The organism is Nocardia sp. NPDC003183 (assembly GCF_053590715.1).
Window position 1 is genome coordinate 1 of the sequence record NZ_JBSFTG010000015.1, and the last position, 22,665, is coordinate 22,665.

Below are 22,665 nucleotides of genomic sequence, written 5' to 3' on the forward strand. Positions count from 1 at the left end.
TGGTACTGCACTCGACAGGGTGTGGGAGAGTAGGACACTGCCGGAACATCTTTGCGAAAGGCCCTCCAACTTCGGTTGGAGGGCCTTTTTGCGTTTTCCAGCCGGCCATCCCTGCGGTTCGGTCAATCTTGGCTTCTCCCAACCTGTCTGGCCGTCTGGGACTAGCCTGTGCGTGTGAGTGCAGAACTCCCGCCCAACGAGGGCGAGCCGAAGGCGCACGTCCATGGTCGTGCCAGCCTCGATGCGCAGCATCGCAGCACCCAGAACGAGTCGTACACCCGCCAAGTGCGTTCCAGTACCAACTTCGGTGTGTGGCGACGTGACGCCGAGGTGAGCAGCAAGGGCACGAAGGAGAAGCGCCGCACCGTGCAATTGATGGTGGCCGGTGGGTTTCTCGTCGCGGGGGTCGTCGGCGCAGCACTGGTCTTCATGGCGTTTCAACCCGACGCCAGCGGAGATGCGCCGGTGAAAGGCAGTGCCGTGACGTCGGTCGCCCAACCGGCCGCGCCGGTCGATGTCACCACGGCGGTCGTACCTACCGCAGTGAAACCGACTGTGAGTGCGACGATCTCGGCACGCACGCCGACAGCTCTGCTGACGCAGCCATGCCCCGTCGGCACGGTCTGTTGGTGGGACATGCCCGACTTCAAAGACTTGCTTCACTCGCTACCGCACGGTGAGGTGCCCTCGATCGGACCGGAAAGCTGCCTGGAGTTGGGCGTCGCCAGTCTCGGCCCGCGGGGTGCCGGCTCGGTGGTCAACGGCGGCAGTGTCCCGCAGACGTTCTGGGAGAACGGCGACTGCACCGGACGTTCGTTCGTCATGAAGCCCGGAGAACAACTGGCGAAATTGCCGATATTCCCCTTCTCCGTCAGCGGGTAGCGGCCGCACCCCTGTGCTCACGGATTGGGTTCGGCGGTGCGCAGGAGTTGCAGCAGACCGTGCACGGCGGCTTCCTGCCCCGCCGACAGCGGATCAGTGGCGAAGTGCATCAACTCGTTCCGTACATCGCGCACCTGCTCGACCAGCTCCAGAACCTGACTGTGATCGAGGCGCCAGCCGAGCTTGCGCCAGCGAACCGGGTCGCGCAGTAGGTACACATAGCCACCGAAGGTCAGGTGCGCCGCTTCGGTGGTGTGGGCGCGCCTGTTCTTGGGGGCCGCGGCTTTGATGTCGTCGGGATCGAGATGATCGTTGGCGGCGCGGCGCAGCCGGTTCTCTGCCTCCTCGATCAGCACGAAAGGCTTTGCCAGCATGCCGAATTGGTGGGTGAGATCCGATGCGGTGAGGATGCCTGTTACGCGCGCGCGGTCAGGGCTGCGCACGAAGATGAATCCGTTGTCGTAGATGGCGTCGATCTGGTCGAGCAACGGAGCGTCGTGGTCGACGACGACGGCGGGCACGGTCGCTTCGGCCAGGGTCGGGTGGTCACCGGAGATATGGGCTCGGCCGATCGATTCCCAGGTGATCGCGCCGTGATAGGTCCCGTCCTGATCGATGACGGCGAGTTGCGAGAACTGATGACGCACCATGGTCGTCTTCGCGACGGTCAGGTTCACATGCGAGGGCACCGACGTCAGCGTCGCGGGCAGATCCCCCAGCCGACGGGTCATCGGTTCCGGGTCGGAGACGTTCTCCACCGCGCTGGAATCCCGTTGCCGGACTTCGCTGTCCGCCGTGAGATCGGCGACCGTGTCGGGCTCGGCATCGAGTGGCACGATGGTGACGATGTCACTGAGCGCACCCTCGGTGAACGGCGGCCGGGTGGTGAGCCCGTTCTCGGCGAGGGCGGTTTTGATGACCTCGATCGCCGCCGCGGTACGCCGCTCGAACTGCCAGTGCTCGAGCAGACTGCGGATGGTGAGTTGACGGGGATTGCCCGCAGCATGGGAACTCGCCTCGGCGAGCAGTTGAACCGAATCGGTGGCCACCTCGTCACTGTCGAATCCGGGATCCGTCCCGAACTCGGCCAGATGGGCGATGCGAGCGGCCGCATGATTGCGGTGGATTCCGCAGACGGTGAGCAACGAGCCGAGACTGGCGCGCAGGTCGGGCCGCAACGCCTCCCACACGATGTCGGTTCGCAGCCAGTCGACCTTCCTGACCTGGCGGAATTCCTCGGGCTCGGCCTCGCGATACTCGTACTGGCCGACCACCCGCCCGATCGCGACATAGCCGGTTTGCAGCTTCAGCGGCATGACAACCAGGTCGTCGTTCGCGATGTCGGTGCCGAATTTCCAGAGTTGCCCAGCCCAGTTGCCGACCACATTGGGGGTAGCGAGGGGATACTTCTCGCGCAGTGCTGCCTTGAGCTCTTCCCAGGTTCGATAGCGGCTGAGGTCGCCCATTTCGTCCCAGCCGACGATGGCCAGGCCCTCGTCGAGCGCGCGGTGTTCGCGCTGGCCGTCACGGCCCGACCGGATGAGCCACGCGCGCGGGTTGTCGTACACAGTTCTGATCCTCCCAGTTCAGTCCGACAGGTAGGCGACCCAGAGATAGTCGCGGGCGCGGCTGGTGGCGACGAGTAGCTGTCTGGCGAGCATCTCGGCTCGGTCCCTGGCGCCGCCGGACAGCGCGTCCAGGTCGGTCGGTGGTTCCTCGGTGATATGAAAGACGGCGGCGAAGTCCATCCCTTTCGCGCGGCGTACCGTGCCGACTTTGACCGGTTCGACCTGCGAGCCGTCGTAGTTCTCCAGCGAGACAGCCTTGATGCCCGCCCGGCGCAGCACCCGCAGGTATCGCGTGACCTCGTTCGGCCAGTTGACGATCACGGCGATCTCGGCCCCCGGCGGCAGGTGTGCGTCACGGAGCGCGCGGGGGAGTAGCCCGTCGATGTCGCGACGGGGGATGTGAACGTCGGCTGCCCGACCGTCCGGCAGCGTGGGATCGCTGTCACGAAGGATGACGCCGGCCCCGCCATCGAGGTCATCGACGGTGTTGCCCGCCTCGATACGTTGTGAATACCGCAGCACCGCTTCACGATTGCGGTAGTTCTTCCGCAGCACGCGACCACGCCCACCGGCGAGCGGGATCCCGGCCTCGGACAGGGTGCAACCCCCGGCGTAGACCTGCTGCTGTCCGTCGCCGACCAGCAGCAGCTGTGCGTCGGGGCCGCCGCCCGCTATCTGGTGCACCAGCTGCAGTTGCCGGAGAGTGAAGTCCTGCACTTCGTCGACGACGACCATGGCGTACGCCTCGGTGCTGTCGAGCGGGCGGGCTCGAAGTTCGTCGACGGCGAGGGAGATGACATCGTTGAAGTCGTGAGCATGCCGCGCGTCCAGGACTTCCTGGTAGGGCTGATACCAGTGCTCCCAGACGAATTGACGGCGGGTCGACCGCAGGCTGATTCCCTCGCGACCCACCCGCTGCACGCGCTTGTACGACTCCAGATCGGTGATCCCGCGGCCCTTGATGACCCGATTGATCTCGTCCTGCCAGTAGCCGTGGTCGGTGCCCTCGACCCGCCCCAACACGCCGCGGGCACCTTGCCACGACTTGGCGAACGCGGCATCGACGGCTTTGTCGTTCAACCGGAATACGACATCACGGCGGTCCAGGAACGCCATCGCCCACGCATGCAGCCCGGTGAACTCGGCGCGCCCGGCAGCGTGTGGCGCGATCTGCGCGAAGCCTCGCTCATGGTAGGCGGGCAGGCTCTTGACGAATGTCGTGAAGAGCAGTCGCCCAGGGTTGCGCTTGGCGAAGTGCGCCATGCGCTGCAACGCGACGACCGACTTTCCGGTGCCTGCCGGACCGCTGAACCGGGCAGGGCCGGTGAAGGTGGCGTGGACGAGCGGCACCTGATCGGGGTCGAGGAACGTCATCCAGTCGCTGAACGGTCTGGCAAGCGCGGAGGATCTCGCGTCCTCGCGGAGGTCTTCCTGATCGAATAGGCCACCGGCGTCGATGGTTTCGGCCTCGGGGGCATCGTCGGCACAGAGGTAGCGATGCGTGGGAAGCTTCTCCGCAGCGGTCGCCGCGAGCTCGCTGACCCGTTCAGCGCGCATCCGCTTCTCACGACGGGCCAGCGTCTCGACGAAACCGGCCTCGTCGACGACGAGATAGCGGCCGTCCGAGGTAGCCCGCGCTCCGCGCGGCATGAGCAGCACGACATCGACGGAATGCGGTACGAACTGGGCCCCGCCGACAACGAGCCTGGCGAAGGTCCGTTCGGCCTCGCCGCGGATCTTCAGGACCTCGGCCGAGGTGGGCAGCGCTTCGGTGAACACGAGTGCGAAAACCCCCGTGCGCCCCAGCGCGTACGCCGCGATCCGATCGGGCACGGGCGAACCGCTGTCCACGAGCAGATGCCAGCCACGCACAGTGAGCAGCCCTGCCAGGAATCGACGCTGCCCCGGTGTCAACTGTCGCTGTTCGGCGAGTGTGCGCTCCGCCCACCGTGCTACCCGCTCGCGATGAATATTCGGCATCGATCCCCCTCCGGATGCCGGCTCCGCGCAGCTGTTGGAGCCGTAATGCGTTGAGTACCAACATAGTTGACATCGGCTGTGCAAGCATGTGGATCGGAGCTCGCGCTGGGGGCGGGGTTTCCTGCTGATCTGTTGCACTGCCGCGAGCCTCGGCCCGACCGCGGTCATGCGATCGACGTATTTCCAGCTGTGTGCTCCGTCGTGCCAATCTGTCCGGTTGGCTTCCGTAGGAGGGGATTCTGTTCATGCAACGTCATCTGGCACCTGTCGCCGTCTTGGCCGTTCTGGCCGGTGTAACCGGGTGCGGGAGCGTCGATTCGCCGACTACACCAGCCGCCGCATCCGTGGCTGGTTCCGTGCCGACATCAGGTCTCGGCACGCCGTTCGCGTTCACCGACGCGTCCACTGGGGCGAAGGTAGGCACCATCACGTTCACCGAAGTGGCCCTCGCGCCCGCTGACTGCGTGACCGATCTGGGTGCGGGCCGCGTCGCGTTGGCGGTTCGCGCACAGATCGAGAGCATCGGCACCAGCCGGCTGTCGCGGCCCGACCAGTGGCTGCTCAGCACCGTGGACCGCGCCGGGATCACCCAGCGGACCGAACACGCCATCCTCACCGACGCCTGTTTCGACACGTTCACCTACAGCGCGTCTCCTAAACCGGGAACCACAGTCGAGGGCTGGTCCGTGGTCCAAGCATTACCCGAAATCGTCGCGCTGCAGTTCGTTCCGCTGGTCCAGGACGAAAGCGCCCCGATGGACGCGCCGCGCTTCGTCACCCCGGCACCGGCGAAAGTCACCATCGCGCTCGCGACCGCTCCGGCACCGGTCACCACCCTGGCACCCGCCACCGCGACCACTACACCCTCGGCCGCCGCTCTACTTCCCGCCACGACGCCGGAGCTCGCGCCCGAAAGCTCCACTACAGCAGTGCCTACCACGGTGCCCACCCCGAAGAAGACGACACCCGCAGTCGGTGTCGCGTGCACCCCGCCCGGCGACGACTACGCCACCGCGGTTGACGGAAGCACCCTCAAATGCACCAAAGCCGGGGGCCCGAGCGCGAAATGGGTGCAATCAGTGCCCCTGCTCGGTACTCGCACTCCGGGTGCTCCCTGCGAGGTGGGTTCGGGTGTTGCGACATCGCCCGACGGTGAGGAGATGTTCTGCCTCGGCCAGGGGCCGGATATCAATGTGTGGACTGTCCTGAATTGATGCTCGAGCCGGCGCTACCCGCGCCGATCAATCAGCTTGGTCCGTGCGGGCCATCACCTCGCCGCACTAGTTGAGGTCGATCGCCGCGACCGTGACGGTCTTCGTTCCGTTGTAGACATCACGGTCGCTGTCGTCGGCGTTGGCGACCAGCATCGCGACGAGGGTGTCGCCGTCGATGTTCAGGAAGATGCCGACGAACCAGTCGGCGGCGATGAGCAGGCCGACCGTTTCGAACGGCAGATCGAGCGAGGTGGCGAGGAACGTGGCGACCGGGAATCCGCGAGTTTCATGAACGGCCGGATCAAGGGTGGACACGAAGTTCAGCAGGGGCCTTGCCACCCCGGCGCCTTGGTCCGGACGCCTCGAGCGAGCTCCCCGTCGAACGCCATCTTCGCATCCGACCGGATCGCAAGGCTCAGCACCCAGACCAGCACCGCCGCGACAACCGAGAAATAGCAGTTGATGCATCAACCGCGTCGTGGCGAGAGTCGCCGCGCTGCAACGTGCACCGAAGTCGTACTGGGCCGGTATATTCCGGAGCTACGGGGTGGATTCGGGGGACAGGCGGGGCGGGATGGGTAGCACGGCGGAGAATCAGCTTGTCGTCGACATCGATGCCGACGGCAGAGCGACAGCGCGCGTGTCGGGTGGCGACGTGCTCGCGGGGGGTCCGATGCCACCGTTCGCGGTGAGACCAGTGATGACCGAGGCCGACGTCGAGGACCTGCGCTGGTATTTCGAGGACTACCTGAGCGCCCCTTTCGCGGTCTACGAGGACCGCGGCGCCGAGATCGCAGACCACCTGTCTCGCTGGGGCACGGCGATGTTCGACTCGCTCTTCGGCGCAAGTCCGGCGATGGATGTCTATCGTCAGTTCCGTGCGTCGGGCAACCGCGGCGCGATCCTGATCCGCTCGACTTCGCCCCGATGGCTGAGTGTGCCGTGGGAGCTGATGTGGGACCCGGTCGACTCGGCGCCGCTGGTCCGTAGTGGGATGACACTGGCGCGGACACCGCTGCTGACCGCTATCGAACCGCCTGTGGAGTTGGTCGTCGACCGCATCCGGGTACTCGTGGTGATCTCGCGGCCGTCCGGCCGGTCCGATGTCGGATATCGGATGATCGCTCGCGAAATGATCGACTGCCTCCAGCGCACGGGTGGCCCGATCGATGTGGTCGTCTTGCGTCCGCCGACCTTGGTCGCGTTGGGTGAGGTATTGCAGACCGCGCGAGCGTCCGGGCGTCCGTTTCACGTAGTTCACTTCGATGGACACGGCGTCTTCACCGCGGAGGGCAGCGGGGCGCTGGTATTCGAACGGCGGCGGGGAGGCGAGGATCATGTTTCCGCCGAACGCGTCGCGGAGGTCCTAGGCGACGCGCAGGTGCCCTTGGTGGTGCTGAACGCGTGCCAATCGGGTGTCGTCGGGCAGCGTTTGGAGGCCGGCGTCGCCACGCGGATCTTGAACGGCGGTGCTGACGCGGTCCTCGCTATGGCCTATTCGGTGTACGCGGTCGCGGCCGCCGAGTTCATGTCGGCCTTCTACGATCAGCTGTTCAGTGGGAGAACGTTCGGTGTCGCGGTACAGGCGGGGCGAGATCGTATGGCGAACAACCCGAATCGCCCGAGCCCGAAAGGTCCGCTGCTGCTGCGTGATTGGGCGGTTCCGGTGCACTACACGCGGCGCGAGGTGTGCTTCCCCTCGCTTGCGTCGACCAGCTCGACCGATTCCCCGACAACGGATGTCGATGACCAGCTGAGCGCGGCCGACGGGTTCATCGGGCGCGACGGCTACTTTTACGACTTGGAATCGGCAGCGAGTACCAAGTCGGTGATAGTCCTGCACGGGCAGGCGGGAACGGGCAAGACCGAACTAGCCAAAGGGTTCGCGCGGTGGTGGCAACGTACCGGTGCGCTCGACCACCCGGACGGCGTGGTCTGGTATTCCTTCGACCCAGGGGTGTCGTCGAGACAGCTCGACAGTCTGGTGGCGGCAATCGGTTTCGCCATCGACGGTACCGAGTTCGTCGCACTCGACCACAGCGCGCGCCGTGCGTCGGTGCGCGATCGCCTGCGCTCCCAACGGCTGCTGGTGGTGCTCGACAACTTCGAGACCGTCGCGACAATGCCAGATCGGGCGGGAACGACGCTGGCTCTGAGTGAAGTCGAACGCGCCGAACTGCGCGAGTTCCTCGATGACCTCTCCGACGAGGCACGGTCGGTGATTCTCGTAACCAGTCGCAATCCGGAACTGTGGCTCGGTGCCAACGTCGGTCGAATCGCCGTTCACGGGCTATCCGGTGCGGAATCCCAGCAGTACAGCGACCATCTACTCCACGACAAGCCCCAGGCTGTCGCACGACGTGCCCACCGCGAATACGCCGAGCTGACCGCGTGGCTCGACGGTCACCCACTTGCCATGCGGTTGACGTTGCCGCACCTGCAAGAGCGCGAACCCGCCGAACTCTTGTCCGAACTTCGTTCCCTCGGACCACATTCGATCCGAGGGAACGACGGATGGCTGGACACGCTCACCGCGGGGCTGCGATATTCGCTGGCCCACCTGAGCGCCGCGGACCGGCGATTGCTGCTGCCGCTCAGCCTGTTTCACGGTTCGGCAGAAGCCGCGGTGCTCGCCGAGCTTTCCCGCCGCGATGAGGCGCCGCCGATATTTCAAGGTCTCGACCGAGCGCAATGGGACAACGCGCTGAACAGGGCCACTGCGGTGGGTTTGCTCAGCGCGACCACGGAATCGACGTATCGACTACATCCGGCGCTGCCCCTGGCATTGGCGGCGCAATGGCGAGCTGAACTACCGGAGAGCTACCACTCCGACCAGGAAGCAACACAGTCGGCGCTGCTCGCGGTATTCGCCGACCGCGCGACAGACCTCCATCGGCAGCTCACTGGAGGCGACGCCGTCGCTGCCCTGCGGATCGTCGATCGACAGGCCCGAATGTTCAGTAGCCTGCTCGGCTACGCGATCGACCAACAGTTCTGGGCGCAGGCACACGAATTGGTGCGGCCGCTCTCGGCCTATTGGGCTAGCCGTGGGCTCGTCCAAGAGGCGGGTGCCTGGGTCGGTCGCGTTCGGCATCTGTCGATCGAGGGCACCGAATCGCCAACCGCGGCCGCCCTTTCGCTGTGGCTGTACATCGTCAGTGCTCACGCCAATCGCCTGATCGAGGCAGGTCGCCACCAGGAGGCGGAAGTCCTCTATACCGAACTGCGGCAGACGTTGGACTCGCGACCGACACCAGAACACGCCGCGCATCTCATCACTATCGACTACCAGCTGGGACGGTCGGCGCAGGACCGCGGCGACTACGACGATGCTGTTGTCCGGTTCGAACGGACGATCATCGCGGCGGAGGCGAACGGCGATCAGCACCAACTCGCCGTCAGTTCCCATCAACTGGGCAATATCGCGCTGATGCGCCGTGACCTCGCCGGTGCGCACAGCCGCTACAGTCGCGCGCTGTCCCTCTTCGACAAGCTCGGTGACCAGGCTTCGGTTGTCGGCACGCTCTACCAGCTTGCCGCCGTATCACTGGAGGCCGGCGCACTCGACCAGGCTGAGTCGCAATACAATACGGCGCTGAGTTTCGTGGCCGCCCAAGATGATCAGCCGCGATTGGCTGCCATCTACCACCAGTTGGCCTTGGTCGCAGACCATCGTGGCCAACTCGCGCTGGCCGAGGAGCGGTGCAGACAGTCTCTGATCATCAAGGAGCGTTTGCACGATGAGCCCGGCTGCATGGTCACCTACCAGATGCTCGGCGTCATCACCTATCGCAACGGTGACCTGGCCGCTGCCGAGCGGTGGTCATCGCGGTCGCTCGAGCTGGCCGAACTCACCGGCAATGCGCGAATGGCGGCAGATTGCCATCACCACCTAGCGATAGTCGCCCTCGGCCGTCAGGATTTCGATGCCGCGGCGGAATTGCTCCAGAAGTCCTTGCAGCAGGAGCAGGCGTGGGGAGACCGAGCGCGCCTGGCTGAAACCTACAGCTTGCTCGCCCTGTGCTCGGATACCGCCGCCGCGCTGGAGTGGGCGATTCGCGGGGAGGTCCTACTCTCGGAGCTTCCCCTGACGCCGAATTCCGAGATGCAGCTCCGTGCTGTCCATCAGCGACTCGCGCAATTGTCGGCGGTGCACGGAAGGGCGAATGTCGAACGCGTGTGGCGCCGAGTCACCGGAGCAGGCGTGCCGCGGCGCATCGGAATCGACCGTTGATGGCGGAAGACCTCGAGAAGGTGGAAATGAACGACTTTGTCACACAGTCAACGACGGAGCGGACCGCGCGTGCCGTGGCGGCGCGGCTGTCGGCCGACCACGGTTCGGAACTGCTCGTCGATGTCGAGAAGGCATTGCGCGCGGGCGGCAATTCCGCCGCGCCCGACCAATTCCTGGATCCGATCTCGCTCGGTTCCCTCATCGTCAGTGTGACCAGTCTCGGCTGGGCGGTCTACGCCGACCTGCGCCGCCGCACTCCGGAGCCACCGCGTCAAGAGCTCGTCCAACGAATTCGCCTCGAACTCGTAGACCCTGGTGAATCATTGTCGGCAGACGAAGGCCAGGTCATCGATGCCGTGGTCGAGAATATCCTCGATGAAGGGTCAGCGGATTGACGGGTGTAGACGATGCGGTCTTGAATATCGCCGCGACATCTACCGCCACCGAGTCGCTCGGACCGGGTTTCCGGGCAGTGGTCTGGGTGCAGGGATGTCCGCTGAACTGTCGTGGTTGTGTCGCGCCGGAATGGATTCCGATCCAGCCGAGGCGGCTGGTCTCACCGGCTGACTTGGCCACCGAGCTGTTGGCGGGCCCTGTGGTCGACGGACTGACGCTCAGCGGCGGTGAACCGATGTTGCAGGCTCGGGCGCTGGCCGAACTCGTGCGCCGGGTTCGAGTCGAGAAGGCGGTCACCGTCATCTGCTTCACGGGCTTCACGCTCGCCCGGTTACGGTCGGCTCCGCCCGGGCCCGGTGTGGACGAATTGCTATCCGAGATCGATGTTTTGGTCGACGGACCATATGTCGCGGCGCGCGATGACGGCCGTGGCTTGCGCGGTAGCACGAACCAGGTCGTGCATCATCTGACCGACGGGCTTCGGGACTGCGGCTACGACTTCGAGCATCGAGTCCGGTCGGCCGAAGTGCACGTCGACGAGCGCTCGGTGACTTTGGTCGGAATTCCGCCGCACGGGCTGTTGGCGACGCTCGATTCGGTGCTCGGAAATCGACCTGAGTCGGTCGAGAACCGGGATTCGGAACTGCTCGGTCGCTAAAATGGGATGAGTTGACTTGCCCGACTTAACTTTTCGGACAAGTGACCGACTATGCTCATCGGGACAACGCGGCGGTGATCCGTATACTTGCCTGCGTAGTTGGCGTTCAGCAGTGGACGTCGATGATCGCGCGGGTGGGCAGACGATCGTGAATGGGGCGGCGCCGTGAGTGGTAGAAAACAGATATATGTCGATGAAGCGGCATGGAATCGTTTGCAGGCCGATGCGAGCAAGCTTGCTCAGGTCAACCGCGATCTACCCGGACTGCTGCGGCAGGTTCGTGATCAAACCGAACAGAGTATCGCCAATTCGGTGGCCGCGATGAACGCCAGGCACGCCGGATTCGAAGCGGCGCTGGCGAATCTGAGCGAGGGCGCCAGACAAGCCGAGGCGCGCGCCGAGCAACGCCTGCACGTGACCTCGCAGCAGATCTTGGGTGAGTTGCAGGCCCAGCAGACTCGCCTGCGTTCGGAAAGCGCCAAAGCCCTCCAGGCTCAGCGCGAACAGATCGAGCGCGCGTTGGACGCCGAGCGCGCCGAGCGCAGGTCCCAGTACGCGGACCTCGACCGTCGGGTCGGTCAGTTGCAGGACGACCACGGACGAGCGGCCGAACTGCTGAAGTCGCACCTCTCGGATGCCGCGGTGCTGAGGACCGAAGTGCTGAAGTTCCCTCACGAGCGGTATTGCCCGGGCAAGTTGGCGGCGCTGGACAGTGAGATCATCGCGCTCCGGGCCGATATCGCCGAGGGTGCCCCCGCCGCGTTCCTGCTCGACTCCGCGCGTCGGGCCAGCCGTGAGATGAGCGCGCTGCGTACGCAATTGGTCGCACTCGACGCGCAGTGGCAAGCCTGCCGCTACGTCGCCGAACGCGGTCTGGTGCAGCTGCGAGCGGTGATCGGTGCGAACAAGACCATCGATGTGGGGGAGTCGTTCCGGGCCGAGGCACCGGTCGAGGCCCCCGATGTGGATTTCTGGTCCGAGGGCGCGCTCGCCCAGCTCACTGCAGAGGTCGACGCGTTGCTCGTCCGTGTGCGCGACGATGACAACCCGCTCGGCACCGAGGAGCTGGAATCGCTCGTGGCGCAGCGGATTCCCGAGCTGGACGGGCAGTTGGACGCCACCGTGGCACGGGCCGTGACCGCCTTGCGTGCGTCCCAGCTGCGGGCGAATCTGGCCGGTCTGATCTCCCAGGCACTCGAAGACCAATTCCAGTACCAGGTCATCGACGACGCGAGTGTGGGCTACGTCGCGGGCGACCAACGTGCCGCGTTCATGGCCAAGACGGTCAACAGGGTCGGCTCCAGCGAGATCGTCATCGAGATCACCCCGGGTCCGCAACCCGAATCAGCGCCGACGGTGGAGTTGCACACCTTTGACGGTGACCTCGCGGTGGAAGAACATCAGGCCAGGATCGAATCGATCCACCACAGTGTGAACGACCTGACGGGCATCGACTTGCGGGCGGAAACCACAGCGGCCGAGCCCGATCCGGGTAGGCGCGATGTCGCGGATCTGGTGAAGCGGCGGCGTGCCGAAGCCGGACCGGCCTGAGCTGCGGCGGGTGTCCACGAGCAAGCGAGCTTTCACGGTCGGCGGCAACGGGCCGGATCTTCCGACGCCCATGGCGGTATCCGAACGCATGACCGGTGCGCAACGTCCGCTCGAGGGCGAGCCGTTCTGGATCGTCCACGGGCCCGGGATCGACGATTTCGTCGTCGGGGCCGACCTGTGTCCGCGTCCGGTCGAGGAAATGCTGTGGGAGATCCTGTCGGCCGCGGGGTTCGAGCAGATCGTTTTCAGCACCTTTCGCAGAACCGTCTACTTTCGGGACGCGGTGTCGCGGGCACTTACCCGTGAGGAGCCGATCGAGACCGCGGCGCCGCGGGCGACCAGCGGTTTCTCGGGTCCGCTCGGCACCATGATGCTGTTGGAGCGGCCGACGTCGACCCCACGGCGATCACCTGGGTCCGACCGGCCACAGCCGACCGCCGACGACCCACACCAACTGATGACGTTGGACGGGCTGATGCGCAACGCGTCGACCCGGACCGCGGTGGTGATCCCCGGTGCGGAGACGTGGTTGCCGGGAATCGCGCCGAATACGCGCCGATCGGCACCGGAGATGTTGCGTCGCTGGAGCAGCGCGAGTCACCCCGCGCCCGGCAACGTGTGCGTCCTGTTGTTCGCCCAGAGCGACTTCACCGCGATCACCGACATGATGCGCGCGACGGGGTATCTACAGCAATTGGTGTACCGGTTCGAGGAGATGCACGCGCACCGTTCGGCCTCGGTGATCAGCACTGTGGGATTCGCCGACGAACGCGAACTGGGCCGCCTCGTCCAGTACGTGCGGCTGACAGCGGGCTTGCAGATCGCGGACTGGACGGAGTTGGGTCAGATCCTGCGGGTGATGGCCGCTCAACGTCACTCCGTTCGGACCTGGCGGCAGAAACTGATCCGGTTGGCGCAGGAGGGTATCGAATTGACCAGCGAGGCACTCGATGTGGATGCGAGCCGAGTTCCGGCCGCCCGCGATATCTGGCAAACCCTCGATGCGATGGTGGGAATGCGCTCGGTCAAAGAATATCTGGAGGGACATCGCGACGCGCTCGGCAACGCGGCCGTCCTGCGAGCCGCCGGTCGCGGTAACGGTGAGGAACCCATGGTGTTGCACCTGGTCTTCAGCGGGGGACCGGGCACCGGAAAGACCGTCGTCGCACGCCTGATCGGTGAGCTGTATCGAGACATGGGTTTGCTCAGTCGCGGCCATATCGTAGAAGTCGCTGTCGAGGAATTGGTCTCGCCCTATATCAACGATTCGGCCGAGCGTACGGGTGCGGCGGTCCGTCGAGCACTCGGCGGAGTGCTGTTCATCGACGAGGCCTATCAGCTGCGCGGCGATCACGGCACCCAGGCGATCGACCGCCTGGTGGCGGAGTTGGAGAACCATCGCGACGACCTGGCCGTGATCATCGCGGGTTACCCGGACCGCATGACCGAGCTCCTCGCGACGAATCCGGGCCTGTCCAGCCGATTCCCGGACGACAACCGGATCGCTTTCCCTGACTTCGCGCCCGACGAATTGCACACGATTCTGGTGCAGCGGTTGGAGTCCGGGATCGGCCTGACCTGCACACCGGAACTGGTCGACGCCCTGCAGACGCTGACCTTCAACCTCCATCGCACGCGGCGCGAGTCTTTCGGCAATGCGCGCGATATGCGGGAACTCGCGGCGTCGATCCGGCGGAACTGGGCTCAACGGACCAGTCCGATCGATCCGGAGAACATCCCTCCCGCCACGATCGACGACATCCCGGTAGGCAAGCGCCGGTACCTGGCCGAGGCTGCTCCGCTCGAACAGGTGCTCGCCGAATTGGCGCCGATGATCGGGTTGGCGAGCGTCAAAACCGCTATCAGGGAACTGGCTTCGGTTCTCCAGTTGCGCCGCAACCAACCGCATCGCACCTCGCCCGTCGCCGCACCGCACATGCTGTTCCTCGGGTCACCGGGCACCGGCAAGACGACCGTGGCCACGTTGGTCGGACGGGCTCTCGTCGCCCTCGGGTTGCTGGTCAAAGGCGATGTGGTCACGGTGACCGCGACCGACCTGATCGCCGGATACGTCGGGCAGACCGGGACGAAGACCCGCGAAGTCATCGAGTCGGCGCTGGACGGGGTGCTGTTCATCGATGAGGCGTACGCCCTCGTCGGGCACGGTTCGAACGATTTCGGCCGAGAGTCGGTGGCCGAGTTGATCAAATGGATGGAGGCCTATCGCGGCAGGCTGGTCGTGATCGCCGCGGGCTATCAAGGCCCGATGGAGGAATTCCTCCGGACGAATCCCGGATTGAGCTCACGGTTCAGCGAGCGCCTCGAGTTCGCCGACTACTCGCGCTCGGAGCTGGAACAGATCTTCGAAGCCATGGCGCGCGACGAGGGCTACGACATCGCCGACGGGGTGCTGGCGCGGGCGGGTGATCGGCTCGAGAATCGTCGCATCGCCGAGGGGGTGCACTTCGGGAACGGCCGAACAGTGCGGAATCTGTTCGACAAGGTGGAACGCCGCGTCGCGAGCCGGGTCGCGGCGTTGCCCGCCGAGCAGCGAGCCGCGAACAGCACCCTGATCCTGCCCGTCGACGTCGCGGAGCTGTAGCAGCGGTGACGAATACGGTGAAGTCCGTCGAGGTGCGTTGCCCGGTGTGCCGATGCTCGGGCGCGGACGCGCCGACCTGTCCGGGCTGTGGCTGGCAGATGGTGGCGGGTCCGTGGTTGGGCGGTATCACCGAGGATCGGCGGCGCCGGTTCGATGAGGATCTGGCGACGGCGACTCGACGTTTCGATCTCGCCGCCGCCGCGCGCGGGGCCGGGTTCCCGGTCGCGGGAGACGACGCGTTGCTTGCCGAGCTGGTCGGGTTCGTTCGTGGGGGCACGCCGACGAGCGACGAGATACACGCCGCGCGAACACGTTCGGGGGCGGTCGAGAGTATGCCGGTGTGGGATGTCCTCGGGCCCGCGCTCGGCTGGTTGGCCGAGGCGCCGAGCGGTGCGCGCACTCTCACGGTGGTCGACGTGTCGGCCACCGGTCTTCACGTCGTCGCGGTGCGGATCGACGGCGTCGGCGCGCTTGCTTTCGCGGGGCGATCCCGTCAGATCCCCTGGACCGCACTGTTTCCGATGTTGCCGTCATCGGCGGGGGAGGCCCTGTTCCTGTTGGCCGGTGGTGTCGGGGTGGGGCAGGTCGCGGTGGAGCTCGATCTCGAAGCGGCACGTCAGCTGCTACCGCAGGCGGGCGACGGTTCGCGAGTTGTGGTGCTGCAACGCCTGTTCGGGTGGCCGGGTGTGGACACGGTGGTCGCCCTCCTGCCGACCGCCCACCGCGTACATGGCGAACCGATCGGCGACGAATTCCTCCGCCGAGGCTCGGCGTACCTGCCCTTGCCGGTCGCCTATCGACTGTTCATCGTGGATGTGGACGACGCGGGCGATACGGGTTTCGTCCTGCTCCGACTGTTCTCCGCGGGTGCTGTCGCTGTCGAAACCCGGCCGGTCACGCAGTCACTCACGCTGCCGGTCGGCGCGAGCGAGATCGTCGTCGCCGTCATCGCCGATGAACTCGATCTGCCACTCGAGCAGCGCACGCTGCTCAGCATCATCCGCTGCCCCGGGCGCCACGAGCTGACCGTCGAGTTCGTTCTGGAGAGCCCCGGCGTCGTCACGGTGAACGTGGCTTCGGCGGTGCATCGGGAGGAGGTGGCGGCGAGCGAGTGGCCGACCTTGCTCGCGACGATCCCGGCGAGATACGAACCATCGAAGGCATCGGCCGATGTCGTGTTCGCGGTCGAACTGGCCGGCAGCGAATCGACGGTCGATCGCCGGTGCGCGCTGATCGCGGAGGTCATCGCCGAAACCGTGGCGCGGCACCCGAATCCGTCGGGGGTCAGGGTCGCGGTGCTCGGTTATCGCGAGCACCTGAGCAGGCGGCGCGAGCAGGCCATCCATCGGCGAGGGTTCACCGCGCTGCACGACGCGGGGAAAATCGCCGAGGGACTGCCGATGTCGAAGATCATCGAGCCGGATGTCGCGCCCTTGGAGGATGCGTTGGCGTCGGCGACCAAGCTTCCGTGGGCGCCGAACGTCAGTCGATCGCTGCTGGTCATCGGGAGTCGAGCACCCTACGTCGACCCGCTCGGCAGCTGTCCGAACGACTTCGACTGGGAACAGAGTCTGAGGCGGTTGCGCAGCGCCGACGTGCGAGTGCACGCGGTATGGGACCCACCCGCGTCGCTGGCCCCGAACAGCCGGTTCGGTGTCATGGTCGAGCGGGTGTGGAAACAGCTCGGTCGACCACGAGGCCCCCGCCGGCTCGACGCGGTGACGGCGCGCGACATCGTCGGTGACTTCTTTCCCCGAGTCGCTGAACATGTTGTCCCACTGAACTTTCCGATCAAGGCTACGCAGAAGATGCAGGAGATCGACCGATGACAGGTCCCGACCCGTACACGCCGCCGCCACCCTCGCAGATCCGGCTCGGCCTCTGGGGTCCGCCCGGTAGCGGCAAGACGACCTATCTGGCCGCGCTGAATCTGGCCGCGTTGCGCAGCAAACTCCCCGGGAACTGGACGATGAACGGCGCCGACCCGACGGCGAGTGAGTTCATCACCGAGTCGACGAAACAACTGGTCGAGCTGAAGACCTTCCCGGCGGCGACCGAACGGCACCGCAGCATGATGTTCAAGTTCACGGGCGAGCGCGCGGTCGCCGCGCCACCTGCGCCGAAACCGACGTGGCGGTTTCGGGGCGGGCCGGCACCGGTGCCGGTGCCGTCGGTGGAGCGCGATCAGTTCTATCTCGATGTGCTCGACGTTCCCGGCGTCGACTTCGAGCACGAATCGCGCACCGACCGGCTCGATGACGACCTACTCGATCTCGAGTTCTCCGACGATGGTCCGATCGATGCGATCGACTCCGCCGATGAATACGACACACCGGGTGGCAACCGCGAGAAGTTGCTCGATCACCTGCAGCAATGCCAGGGCATCGTCTACCTCTTCGACCCCGACCGTGATGCGCGACAGGGCGATTCGTTCTCGTATTTCCACCCGGTACTGGAACAGCTGGCGGCGAGGGTGATGGAGAGCTCCTACACGGGATCGCGCCTGCCGCATCGGGTCGCGGTCTGCATCACCAAGTTCGATGACCCGACCGTGTACAAAGCGGCCTATGTCGGTGGCTTCGCCGGCCGCGACGCCAACCCGCCGTTCGCGCCGGTCGTTCGCAATGGTCAGGCGCGGGAGTTCTTCCATCGGCTGTGCCGCAGCGACCACAGCAATGCGGACCTCGTCTACGAGGGCCTGACCAAGTACTTCGACGACAAGAACATCGAGTTCTTCGTGACGTCGGCTGTCGGATTTCACGCGCCCGACGGTTTGTTCCGATCGCAGGACCCCTTCAATGTGAAGCGTGATCCGGTAGACGGGCGTGCCCGAATCCGGGGCAAGGTCCATCCGATCAACGTTCTGGAACCGCTGATCTGGTTGCACGAGAGTCTGCGGGATCCGCGATGACGACCAGCCTGTCGGCAGGCTGGGCGGTGGTGAGCAAACAGCCGGGCGCGCACAGCGATTACGCGATCCTTGCCTCGAGTCGCGGCCCGTGCCCGCCCGCCCATGTGAAGCAACACGTGCTGGCCCGCAGTCCGGGCAACTCTCCGCTGGCCAGTGAGAGTGGGCCGGCGGGGCTGCCCTGGGTGTGGTTCATGCCGGTGAAAGGTGACGACGGTGATCGGTACCTCGGGACTGTGATCCGCAAGTGGACCGATGACGTGGATGCCACCAACCGGCCCATCGCGACCAACCGTTTCGTCTACGTGCCGGTCGAGCCGTTGCTTGCCAGCGGCTGTGGCCTGGCCGACCTGTACACCGCGGTTCGCGATGCGTCGTTGGCGCCGGATGGAGCGGACCCGTGCGCGAGCGCGCGACTCGACCTACGACTCCAGGTGTCGCGCGGCCGAGACGCGAATCCCGATCTCGACCTGGCGGCACTGCTCGCCGCAGCCGCGGTACTCGACGGTCCGGTGAAGCTACGAGGTGGTCCGTCGGACCTGCTCGCCAGGTTGACGGTGTTGGACTCGATCGCGCAGCTCCTGCCCGCGGGCGCCAGGGTTTGGCTGTCTGCCGCGGCCTGGTCGGACGCCACCGCCGACCCCGCTCCGCGACTGGCATTCGCGCGCGGTGGCAGGTCCGGCGACGCGGTGATCGACCTGCGCACCGGTGCGATCGAGGGACGCGCGTTGAGCCCGACCGCCGCGGAATACCGCCGGACACTGGTCCACCTGCGGGACGTGCGTGGTGGTGCCGAGGCGGTGGCACAGCATCTGAGTAGGCAGACTGCGACCAGGGAACGATCCGCGAACGCCGCGCTGGTCGCGCTGAACGATATGGACCTCAAACGTATCGTGCTCGACGGTGCGCGAGCGGGCTCGGTGCGCGTAGCCGATATTCGCAGGTTCGGGCTCGTCGGCTTGCACGAATACAACCACGACGAACTCTCTGTAGTGATCGGCGCGTACGGGCGGATCGCGACGCTCGCCGACCTGGTCCTCGATATGCCGATATTGAGCAGCCTGTGGCGCTACGCCGACACCGAGATCGTCGCGGCGATGACGCGCGGGCTGTGCGCGGTCCCGACGGCGGAATCGGTCCGGCGGTTGGCCGCGTTGGCGGTGGAATGTGCTTGCCACCGCCTCCTCGTCGATGCCTTGTCGGACGCGCGGAAGGCTGATCCGGGTGCGCTGACCAGCTCCGAGGTCGTCGACGAGATCATCGAGTTGGCAGGCGATCCGGTATGGCAAGGTGCGCTGGCCTCATTCATCGTCGACTCGGGGTCAGTGGCGGTCGAGGTTGCTCGGCAGGCCTATATCGTCAGGGCTCCACATATGGCGGCGCTGGCGGAACAGCTGGACTCGGTGGCACCGGCGGGCTCGGTCTGGCTCCAGGTCAGTAATTCGTTGCGTCGCACCCTGCTGGACGGCGCCCCGTCGCCGACCGACCTCGGCATGTTGTGGAGCTTCCGGCCAGAACTCGTCGGTGAGGTTCTCGAGATCGTGGCGCGAACCCATCCGGCACAGGCGCCGAGTGTGCTGGACTCGGCATTGCCGACCTTGATGCGAGCCACTGGCCCGGCACTGCCACCGAAACTGCTTGCTTCGCTGCGTGATCTGGAGATTTCCGAACCGCGGCACCAAGCGGCGGTGGACTTCGTCCTCTATCGGCAAGGACAGGCACCGCGGCGTTCGCTCGCCGCCGGCAGCGACTATCGGCGCGAGTTGATCGAGGTCGCGGAGCGCGCCGCGCTGACCGAGTCCCAGCGCGAGTCTCTCATCCATTGGGTGGTCGGGCGGCTCGACGTCGGATGGACCGGCGCGGGAGCTTCGCCGGTGCTCGACGCCCTGTGGCGCCTGACCCATCCCCATGGCGTCCATCCGGCCGGCGCCGATCGTGTCGGGCGCGCCATCGCCGCCGATATGGGCAAGGTTGGCTTCCACGTGCTCGCCGAACCCGCGATCGATCAGTGGCTGGAATTGCTCGAACGGGACGAACAGATCGGTGGTCAGATCTTGATGCAGAAGCTACATGTGCAGACCTCGGTGGTAGAGGTCGCCGAAACTCTCGCGAGGCTCGCAGTCCAGGGCGTCCATGTCCAGGAACTGATCTCCAAGCTGCGGACCGCCGGCTGGTTCCGTGAGTCGCCATCGATGGTGCTCGACCTCGCGACGCAGGTGACCGAAGTGCTGGCGGGCCATGTGAAGGAGCCGCACTCGCTGGGCGTAGCCATCGTCGACGGTTGGATCGGTCCGAGTGGCAAACCGACCGACCGGGCGGCTATCGACGAGATGGCAGTGCGGGCGAATGCACAGCTCGAGCTCGCGAAGCAGGTGACGAAGTTGCTCGAACCGCACACGAAAGGCCAATCTCTGTTCAAGAAGGGCGTCGGTGTATTCGTGACGGGCAAGACGGATAGAGGCAAGAGTGGATCGCGCTGACGGATTCGCGCCGATCGGTGTCGATATCGGCGCGGTGCGCACGAAAGTCGCAGTCGGTAGCGGTAACCCGTGGGACATCCCGACACCGCGTGCCTTGTGGAAGGACGACCTGGTAGAGGTCCATACGTTGCGTGACCTTGTCGCCACCGCCCGATCAGCGGCAGCACACCACACTGTGCGATCGGAGCTCGTGGTCGCGGTCCCGGACCAGTGGATGGTCCGCGGCGACGACGAGCCGCTCGTCGCCGTCGCCACCACACCGCAGGCCGAGCGGCTGATCGCGGCACTCGAAGCCGAATTCGGTGCCGTGCGAACGGTTTCACAGTCGGCCTGCCTTGCCGGTTCCGTCGAGGACTACTCCGACGGTGTCGGGCTGGTCTGCGATGTCGGGGCGCGAACTGTCGACGCGGCCGCCTTCGTTCGGGACGGCGACACAGTGCGCGTGTTCGAGGTCGAGTCCGCGGTGATCGGCGATGTCGAACCCACCGCCTTGATGCTCGACTTGCCGAGTAGCCGACAAGTCGCCGCACTCCACGAGGAGCGGGCCGAAAGACGCTGGCGCGCAACGCGAGTACTCGACCGGGCGGCGCAGTTCCCGGCCTATCGAAACACCCCCGTCTACCTGCCGGGTGCGCACGGCGGCTCGATCGATGCGGCAAGGGTCACCGCCGCATTGCGGCCCGTCGCGGAGGTGGCCGCCGAGGTGGTCACTCGACTGCTCGACCGGATCTCGGTACCGCGCCCGGCCGAACTGATCGTGACCGGTGGAAATGCCCTCGGCCCAGTCGTTGTCGCGCTGCGCTCGGTGGTCGCCGCTGTCCGGGAAGTCGCACCGGGCGCGGTGGCACTGGGCGCCGCGCGGATCGCGTCGGGGGTGGTCGGCGTCATCGGCGCTTACCCGCACGCGGTCGGTGTGGTAACCCACCGTGTCGTTCACGGACTGCTCGAGCAGGTCGTTCTCCCCGCGCCGGTCTCCGAACGAACCGCCATCGCGCTGGAATGCATCGAGACGTATGAGGCTTCGTCTGTGATTCGGGTGCGGCCTGGACAGCAGGGGCCATGGCTCGACGCCGTGACCGAGGCCTCGATCGCTGTGACACCCGGCCGCTATCGGGTGTCCGTGGCGACGCGCTGTTCTCCGTACGGCGCGATATGTTTGCGCGACAACGATTCTGGAGCTGTGATGACCGTGCTGGTCGACCCGACCGGAGGTCGTGACCGATGACCGACTACGCGACTTTGCAGGCGTTGGGGAAAGCGATCGCGGGGTCCGCGGCAACTATGGCCGCCGTCGTGGCGGCCGGTGCCTCGGTGCCCGGCAGTGACCCGTCGACGCTCGACCTCTTGATCGCCGTCGACGACGCGCTGTCCCGAGTGGACGAGCTCGTCGAGCAGATCCCGGTGTTGGTCGACGCGGCGTTGGCCGGCCCGGCGGTGGCGCGCACGCTCGACCGCAAGACCGCGGCACTGACCGAGGCGGCCGAGCGAGTCGCCGGCGCGCGGCGAACCTACGACACCCTGCGCTCGACCGAGGACGAGTTGGTCGCGCTCGGGGCCGAGCACGAACGGATCACCCGCAGACTCGCCGAGCTGGACCGGTTGCGCGCATTGTCGGCAGAGCTACCCGCACTGCGGGAGCAGCAGCAAAAGCTGCTCGGCAGAAACGAGGCGTTGATCGCCGACACCGAGCGCGCGGAGCAGGCGGTTCTCGATGCCGCCGAGAACGTCGTGGTGCTCAGCGCGCAGTGCCAGGCGTTGCTCACCGAACGGGCAAGTGCGGCAATCGATGAGCTGCGCGTACTCGAAGCGCGGTGGGCGGACCTGAATCGCGAATACCTCGAAGCGGAACGCAAGGTCGATGTCCTACGCGGCGAACATCGGGTGCGCACCGCTGCGTTGGCCGCGCACTGCGACGTCGACCGCGATCTGCTCGCCCGACTGTCCCGCGTCGCCGACGCCGGCGTGTTGGCCGGTGTCGGCGAGACATTGGCCGACGCGCAATCCCTACTCGAGTCCGCCGACCAAGGGCTGGGTCGAGCCTTGATCCGCTACGACGAGATCCGTGCAGGCACTCGGGCGGAGTTGTCGTGGTAGTCGATCGAGTAAATGCGTTGGTGCACAACAATTATGGTCGAGAGGTGTCATAGTGTTCAGCCGATGGCTGCTAGCGCTGGTCGGTGTTCGCGAGGACC

The 22,665-nt window shown here is 66.0% G+C and carries 14 protein-coding genes and 1 pseudogene; 12 read left to right on the forward strand and 3 right to left on the reverse strand.

Annotation, left to right across the window (positions count from 1 at the left end; translation table 11 throughout):
• The first annotated feature begins 174 nt into the window (after nucleotides 1-174).
• On the forward strand, nucleotides 175-882 hold the full coding sequence (locus ACWDXS_RS29405) for a hypothetical protein (RefSeq protein ID WP_387447681.1): 708 nt from the start codon (nucleotides 175-177) through the stop codon (nucleotides 880-882).
• 17 nt (nucleotides 883-899) lie between these two features.
• Here the strand turns inward: ACWDXS_RS29405 and ACWDXS_RS29410 are convergent, their stop codons facing one another.
• Both ACWDXS_RS29410 and ACWDXS_RS29415 read right to left on the reverse strand, forming a co-directional pair.
• On the reverse strand, nucleotides 900-2,450 hold the full coding sequence (locus ACWDXS_RS29410) for a hypothetical protein (protein ID WP_449970624.1): 1,551 nt from the start codon (nucleotides 2,448-2,450) through the stop codon (nucleotides 900-902).
• A gap of 18 nt (nucleotides 2,451-2,468) precedes the next feature.
• Nucleotides 2,469-4,430 (reverse strand): UvrD-helicase domain-containing protein, encoded by a 1,962-nt coding sequence (locus ACWDXS_RS29415; RefSeq protein WP_449970627.1) that lies wholly within the window; start codon nucleotides 4,428-4,430, stop codon nucleotides 2,469-2,471.
• Nucleotides 4,431-4,786: 356 nt separating this feature from the next.
• On the opposite strand from ACWDXS_RS29415, the gene ACWDXS_RS29420 reads away from it, so the two are divergent.
• Nucleotides 4,787-5,644 (forward strand): hypothetical protein, encoded by an 858-nt coding sequence (locus ACWDXS_RS29420; RefSeq protein WP_449970630.1) that lies wholly within the window; start codon nucleotides 4,787-4,789, stop codon nucleotides 5,642-5,644.
• A 66-nt stretch (nucleotides 5,645-5,710) separates the two neighbouring features.
• Here ACWDXS_RS29420 and ACWDXS_RS29425 read toward each other — a convergent pair.
• Nucleotides 5,711-5,923 (reverse strand): annotated as a pseudogene (locus ACWDXS_RS29425) (dicarboxylate/amino acid:cation symporter); the annotation flags it as partial.
• Nucleotides 5,924-6,218: 295 nt separating this feature from the next.
• Between ACWDXS_RS29425 and ACWDXS_RS29430 the strand changes: the two are divergent.
• The 10 genes from ACWDXS_RS29430 (at nucleotide 6,219) to ACWDXS_RS29475 (ending at nucleotide 22,567) form a co-directional block, all read left to right on the forward strand.
• On the forward strand, nucleotides 6,219-9,878 hold the full coding sequence (locus tag ACWDXS_RS29430; protein WP_449970633.1) for a CHAT domain-containing protein: 3,660 nt from the start codon (nucleotides 6,219-6,221) through the stop codon (nucleotides 9,876-9,878).
• Nucleotides 9,878-10,273: a hypothetical protein gene (locus tag ACWDXS_RS29435; protein WP_449970636.1), complete on the forward strand. Its 396-nt coding sequence runs from the start codon at nucleotides 9,878-9,880 to the stop codon at nucleotides 10,271-10,273. Before ACWDXS_RS29430 ends, ACWDXS_RS29435 begins: the two co-directional genes overlap by 1 nt.
• Nucleotides 10,270-10,932, forward strand: coding sequence for a 4Fe-4S single cluster domain-containing protein (locus ACWDXS_RS29440; RefSeq protein ID WP_449970639.1), 663 nt, complete (start codon nucleotides 10,270-10,272; stop codon nucleotides 10,930-10,932). Before ACWDXS_RS29435 ends, ACWDXS_RS29440 begins: the two co-directional genes overlap by 4 nt.
• A gap of 321 nt (nucleotides 10,933-11,253) precedes the next feature.
• On the forward strand, nucleotides 11,254-12,483 hold the full coding sequence (locus ACWDXS_RS29445; protein ID WP_449970642.1) for a hypothetical protein: 1,230 nt from the start codon (nucleotides 11,254-11,256) through the stop codon (nucleotides 12,481-12,483).
• Between the two features lie 10 nt (nucleotides 12,484-12,493).
• Nucleotides 12,494-15,085 (forward strand): AAA family ATPase, encoded by a 2,592-nt coding sequence (locus ACWDXS_RS29450; protein WP_449970645.1) that lies wholly within the window; start codon nucleotides 12,494-12,496, stop codon nucleotides 15,083-15,085.
• A gap of 5 nt (nucleotides 15,086-15,090) precedes the next feature.
• A complete protein-coding gene (locus tag ACWDXS_RS29455; protein ID WP_449970648.1) occupies nucleotides 15,091-16,914 on the forward strand; it encodes a hypothetical protein in 1,824 nt (607 codons plus the stop codon).
• Nucleotides 16,911-17,996 carry a hypothetical protein gene (locus ACWDXS_RS29460; protein ID WP_449970651.1) on the forward strand — a complete coding sequence of 362 codons (1,086 nt, stop codon included), beginning with the start codon at nucleotides 16,911-16,913 and terminating at the stop codon, nucleotides 17,994-17,996. Before ACWDXS_RS29455 ends, ACWDXS_RS29460 begins: the two co-directional genes overlap by 4 nt.
• Nucleotides 17,993-20,473 (forward strand): hypothetical protein, encoded by a 2,481-nt coding sequence (locus ACWDXS_RS29465; protein WP_449970654.1) that lies wholly within the window; start codon nucleotides 17,993-17,995, stop codon nucleotides 20,471-20,473. The genes ACWDXS_RS29460 and ACWDXS_RS29465 overlap by 4 nt, the downstream gene beginning before the upstream one ends.
• Nucleotides 20,460-21,698, forward strand: a complete 1,239-nt coding sequence (locus tag ACWDXS_RS29470; protein WP_449970657.1) for a hypothetical protein — start codon at nucleotides 20,460-20,462, stop codon at nucleotides 21,696-21,698. Before ACWDXS_RS29465 ends, ACWDXS_RS29470 begins: the two co-directional genes overlap by 14 nt.
• Nucleotides 21,695-22,567, forward strand: coding sequence for a hypothetical protein (locus ACWDXS_RS29475; RefSeq protein WP_449970660.1), 873 nt, complete (start codon nucleotides 21,695-21,697; stop codon nucleotides 22,565-22,567). Before ACWDXS_RS29470 ends, ACWDXS_RS29475 begins: the two co-directional genes overlap by 4 nt.
• Nucleotides 22,568-22,665 lie beyond the last annotated feature (98 nt).

Excerpts from the sequence above, each read along its gene's own strand:
- ACWDXS_RS29430 (WP_449970633.1), top strand. The coding sequence starts at position 6,219 with ATGGGTAGCACGGCGGAGAATCAGCTTGTCGTCGACATCGATGCCGAC.
- ACWDXS_RS29445 (WP_449970642.1), top strand. The coding sequence starts at position 11,254 with ATGAACGCCAGGCACGCCGGATTCGAAGCGGCGCTGGCGAATCTGAGC.
- ACWDXS_RS29415 (WP_449970627.1), bottom strand. The coding sequence starts at position 4,430 with ATGCCGAATATTCATCGCGAGCGGGTAGCACGGTGGGCGGAGCGCACA.
- ACWDXS_RS29435 (WP_449970636.1), top strand. The coding sequence starts at position 9,878 with ATGGCGGAAGACCTCGAGAAGGTGGAAATGAACGACTTTGTCACACAG.
- ACWDXS_RS29475 (WP_449970660.1), top strand. The coding sequence starts at position 21,695 with ATGACCGACTACGCGACTTTGCAGGCGTTGGGGAAAGCGATCGCGGGG.
- ACWDXS_RS29460 (WP_449970651.1), top strand. The coding sequence starts at position 16,911 with ATGACAGGTCCCGACCCGTACACGCCGCCGCCACCCTCGCAGATCCGG.
- ACWDXS_RS29465 (WP_449970654.1), top strand. The coding sequence starts at position 17,993 with ATGACGACCAGCCTGTCGGCAGGCTGGGCGGTGGTGAGCAAACAGCCG.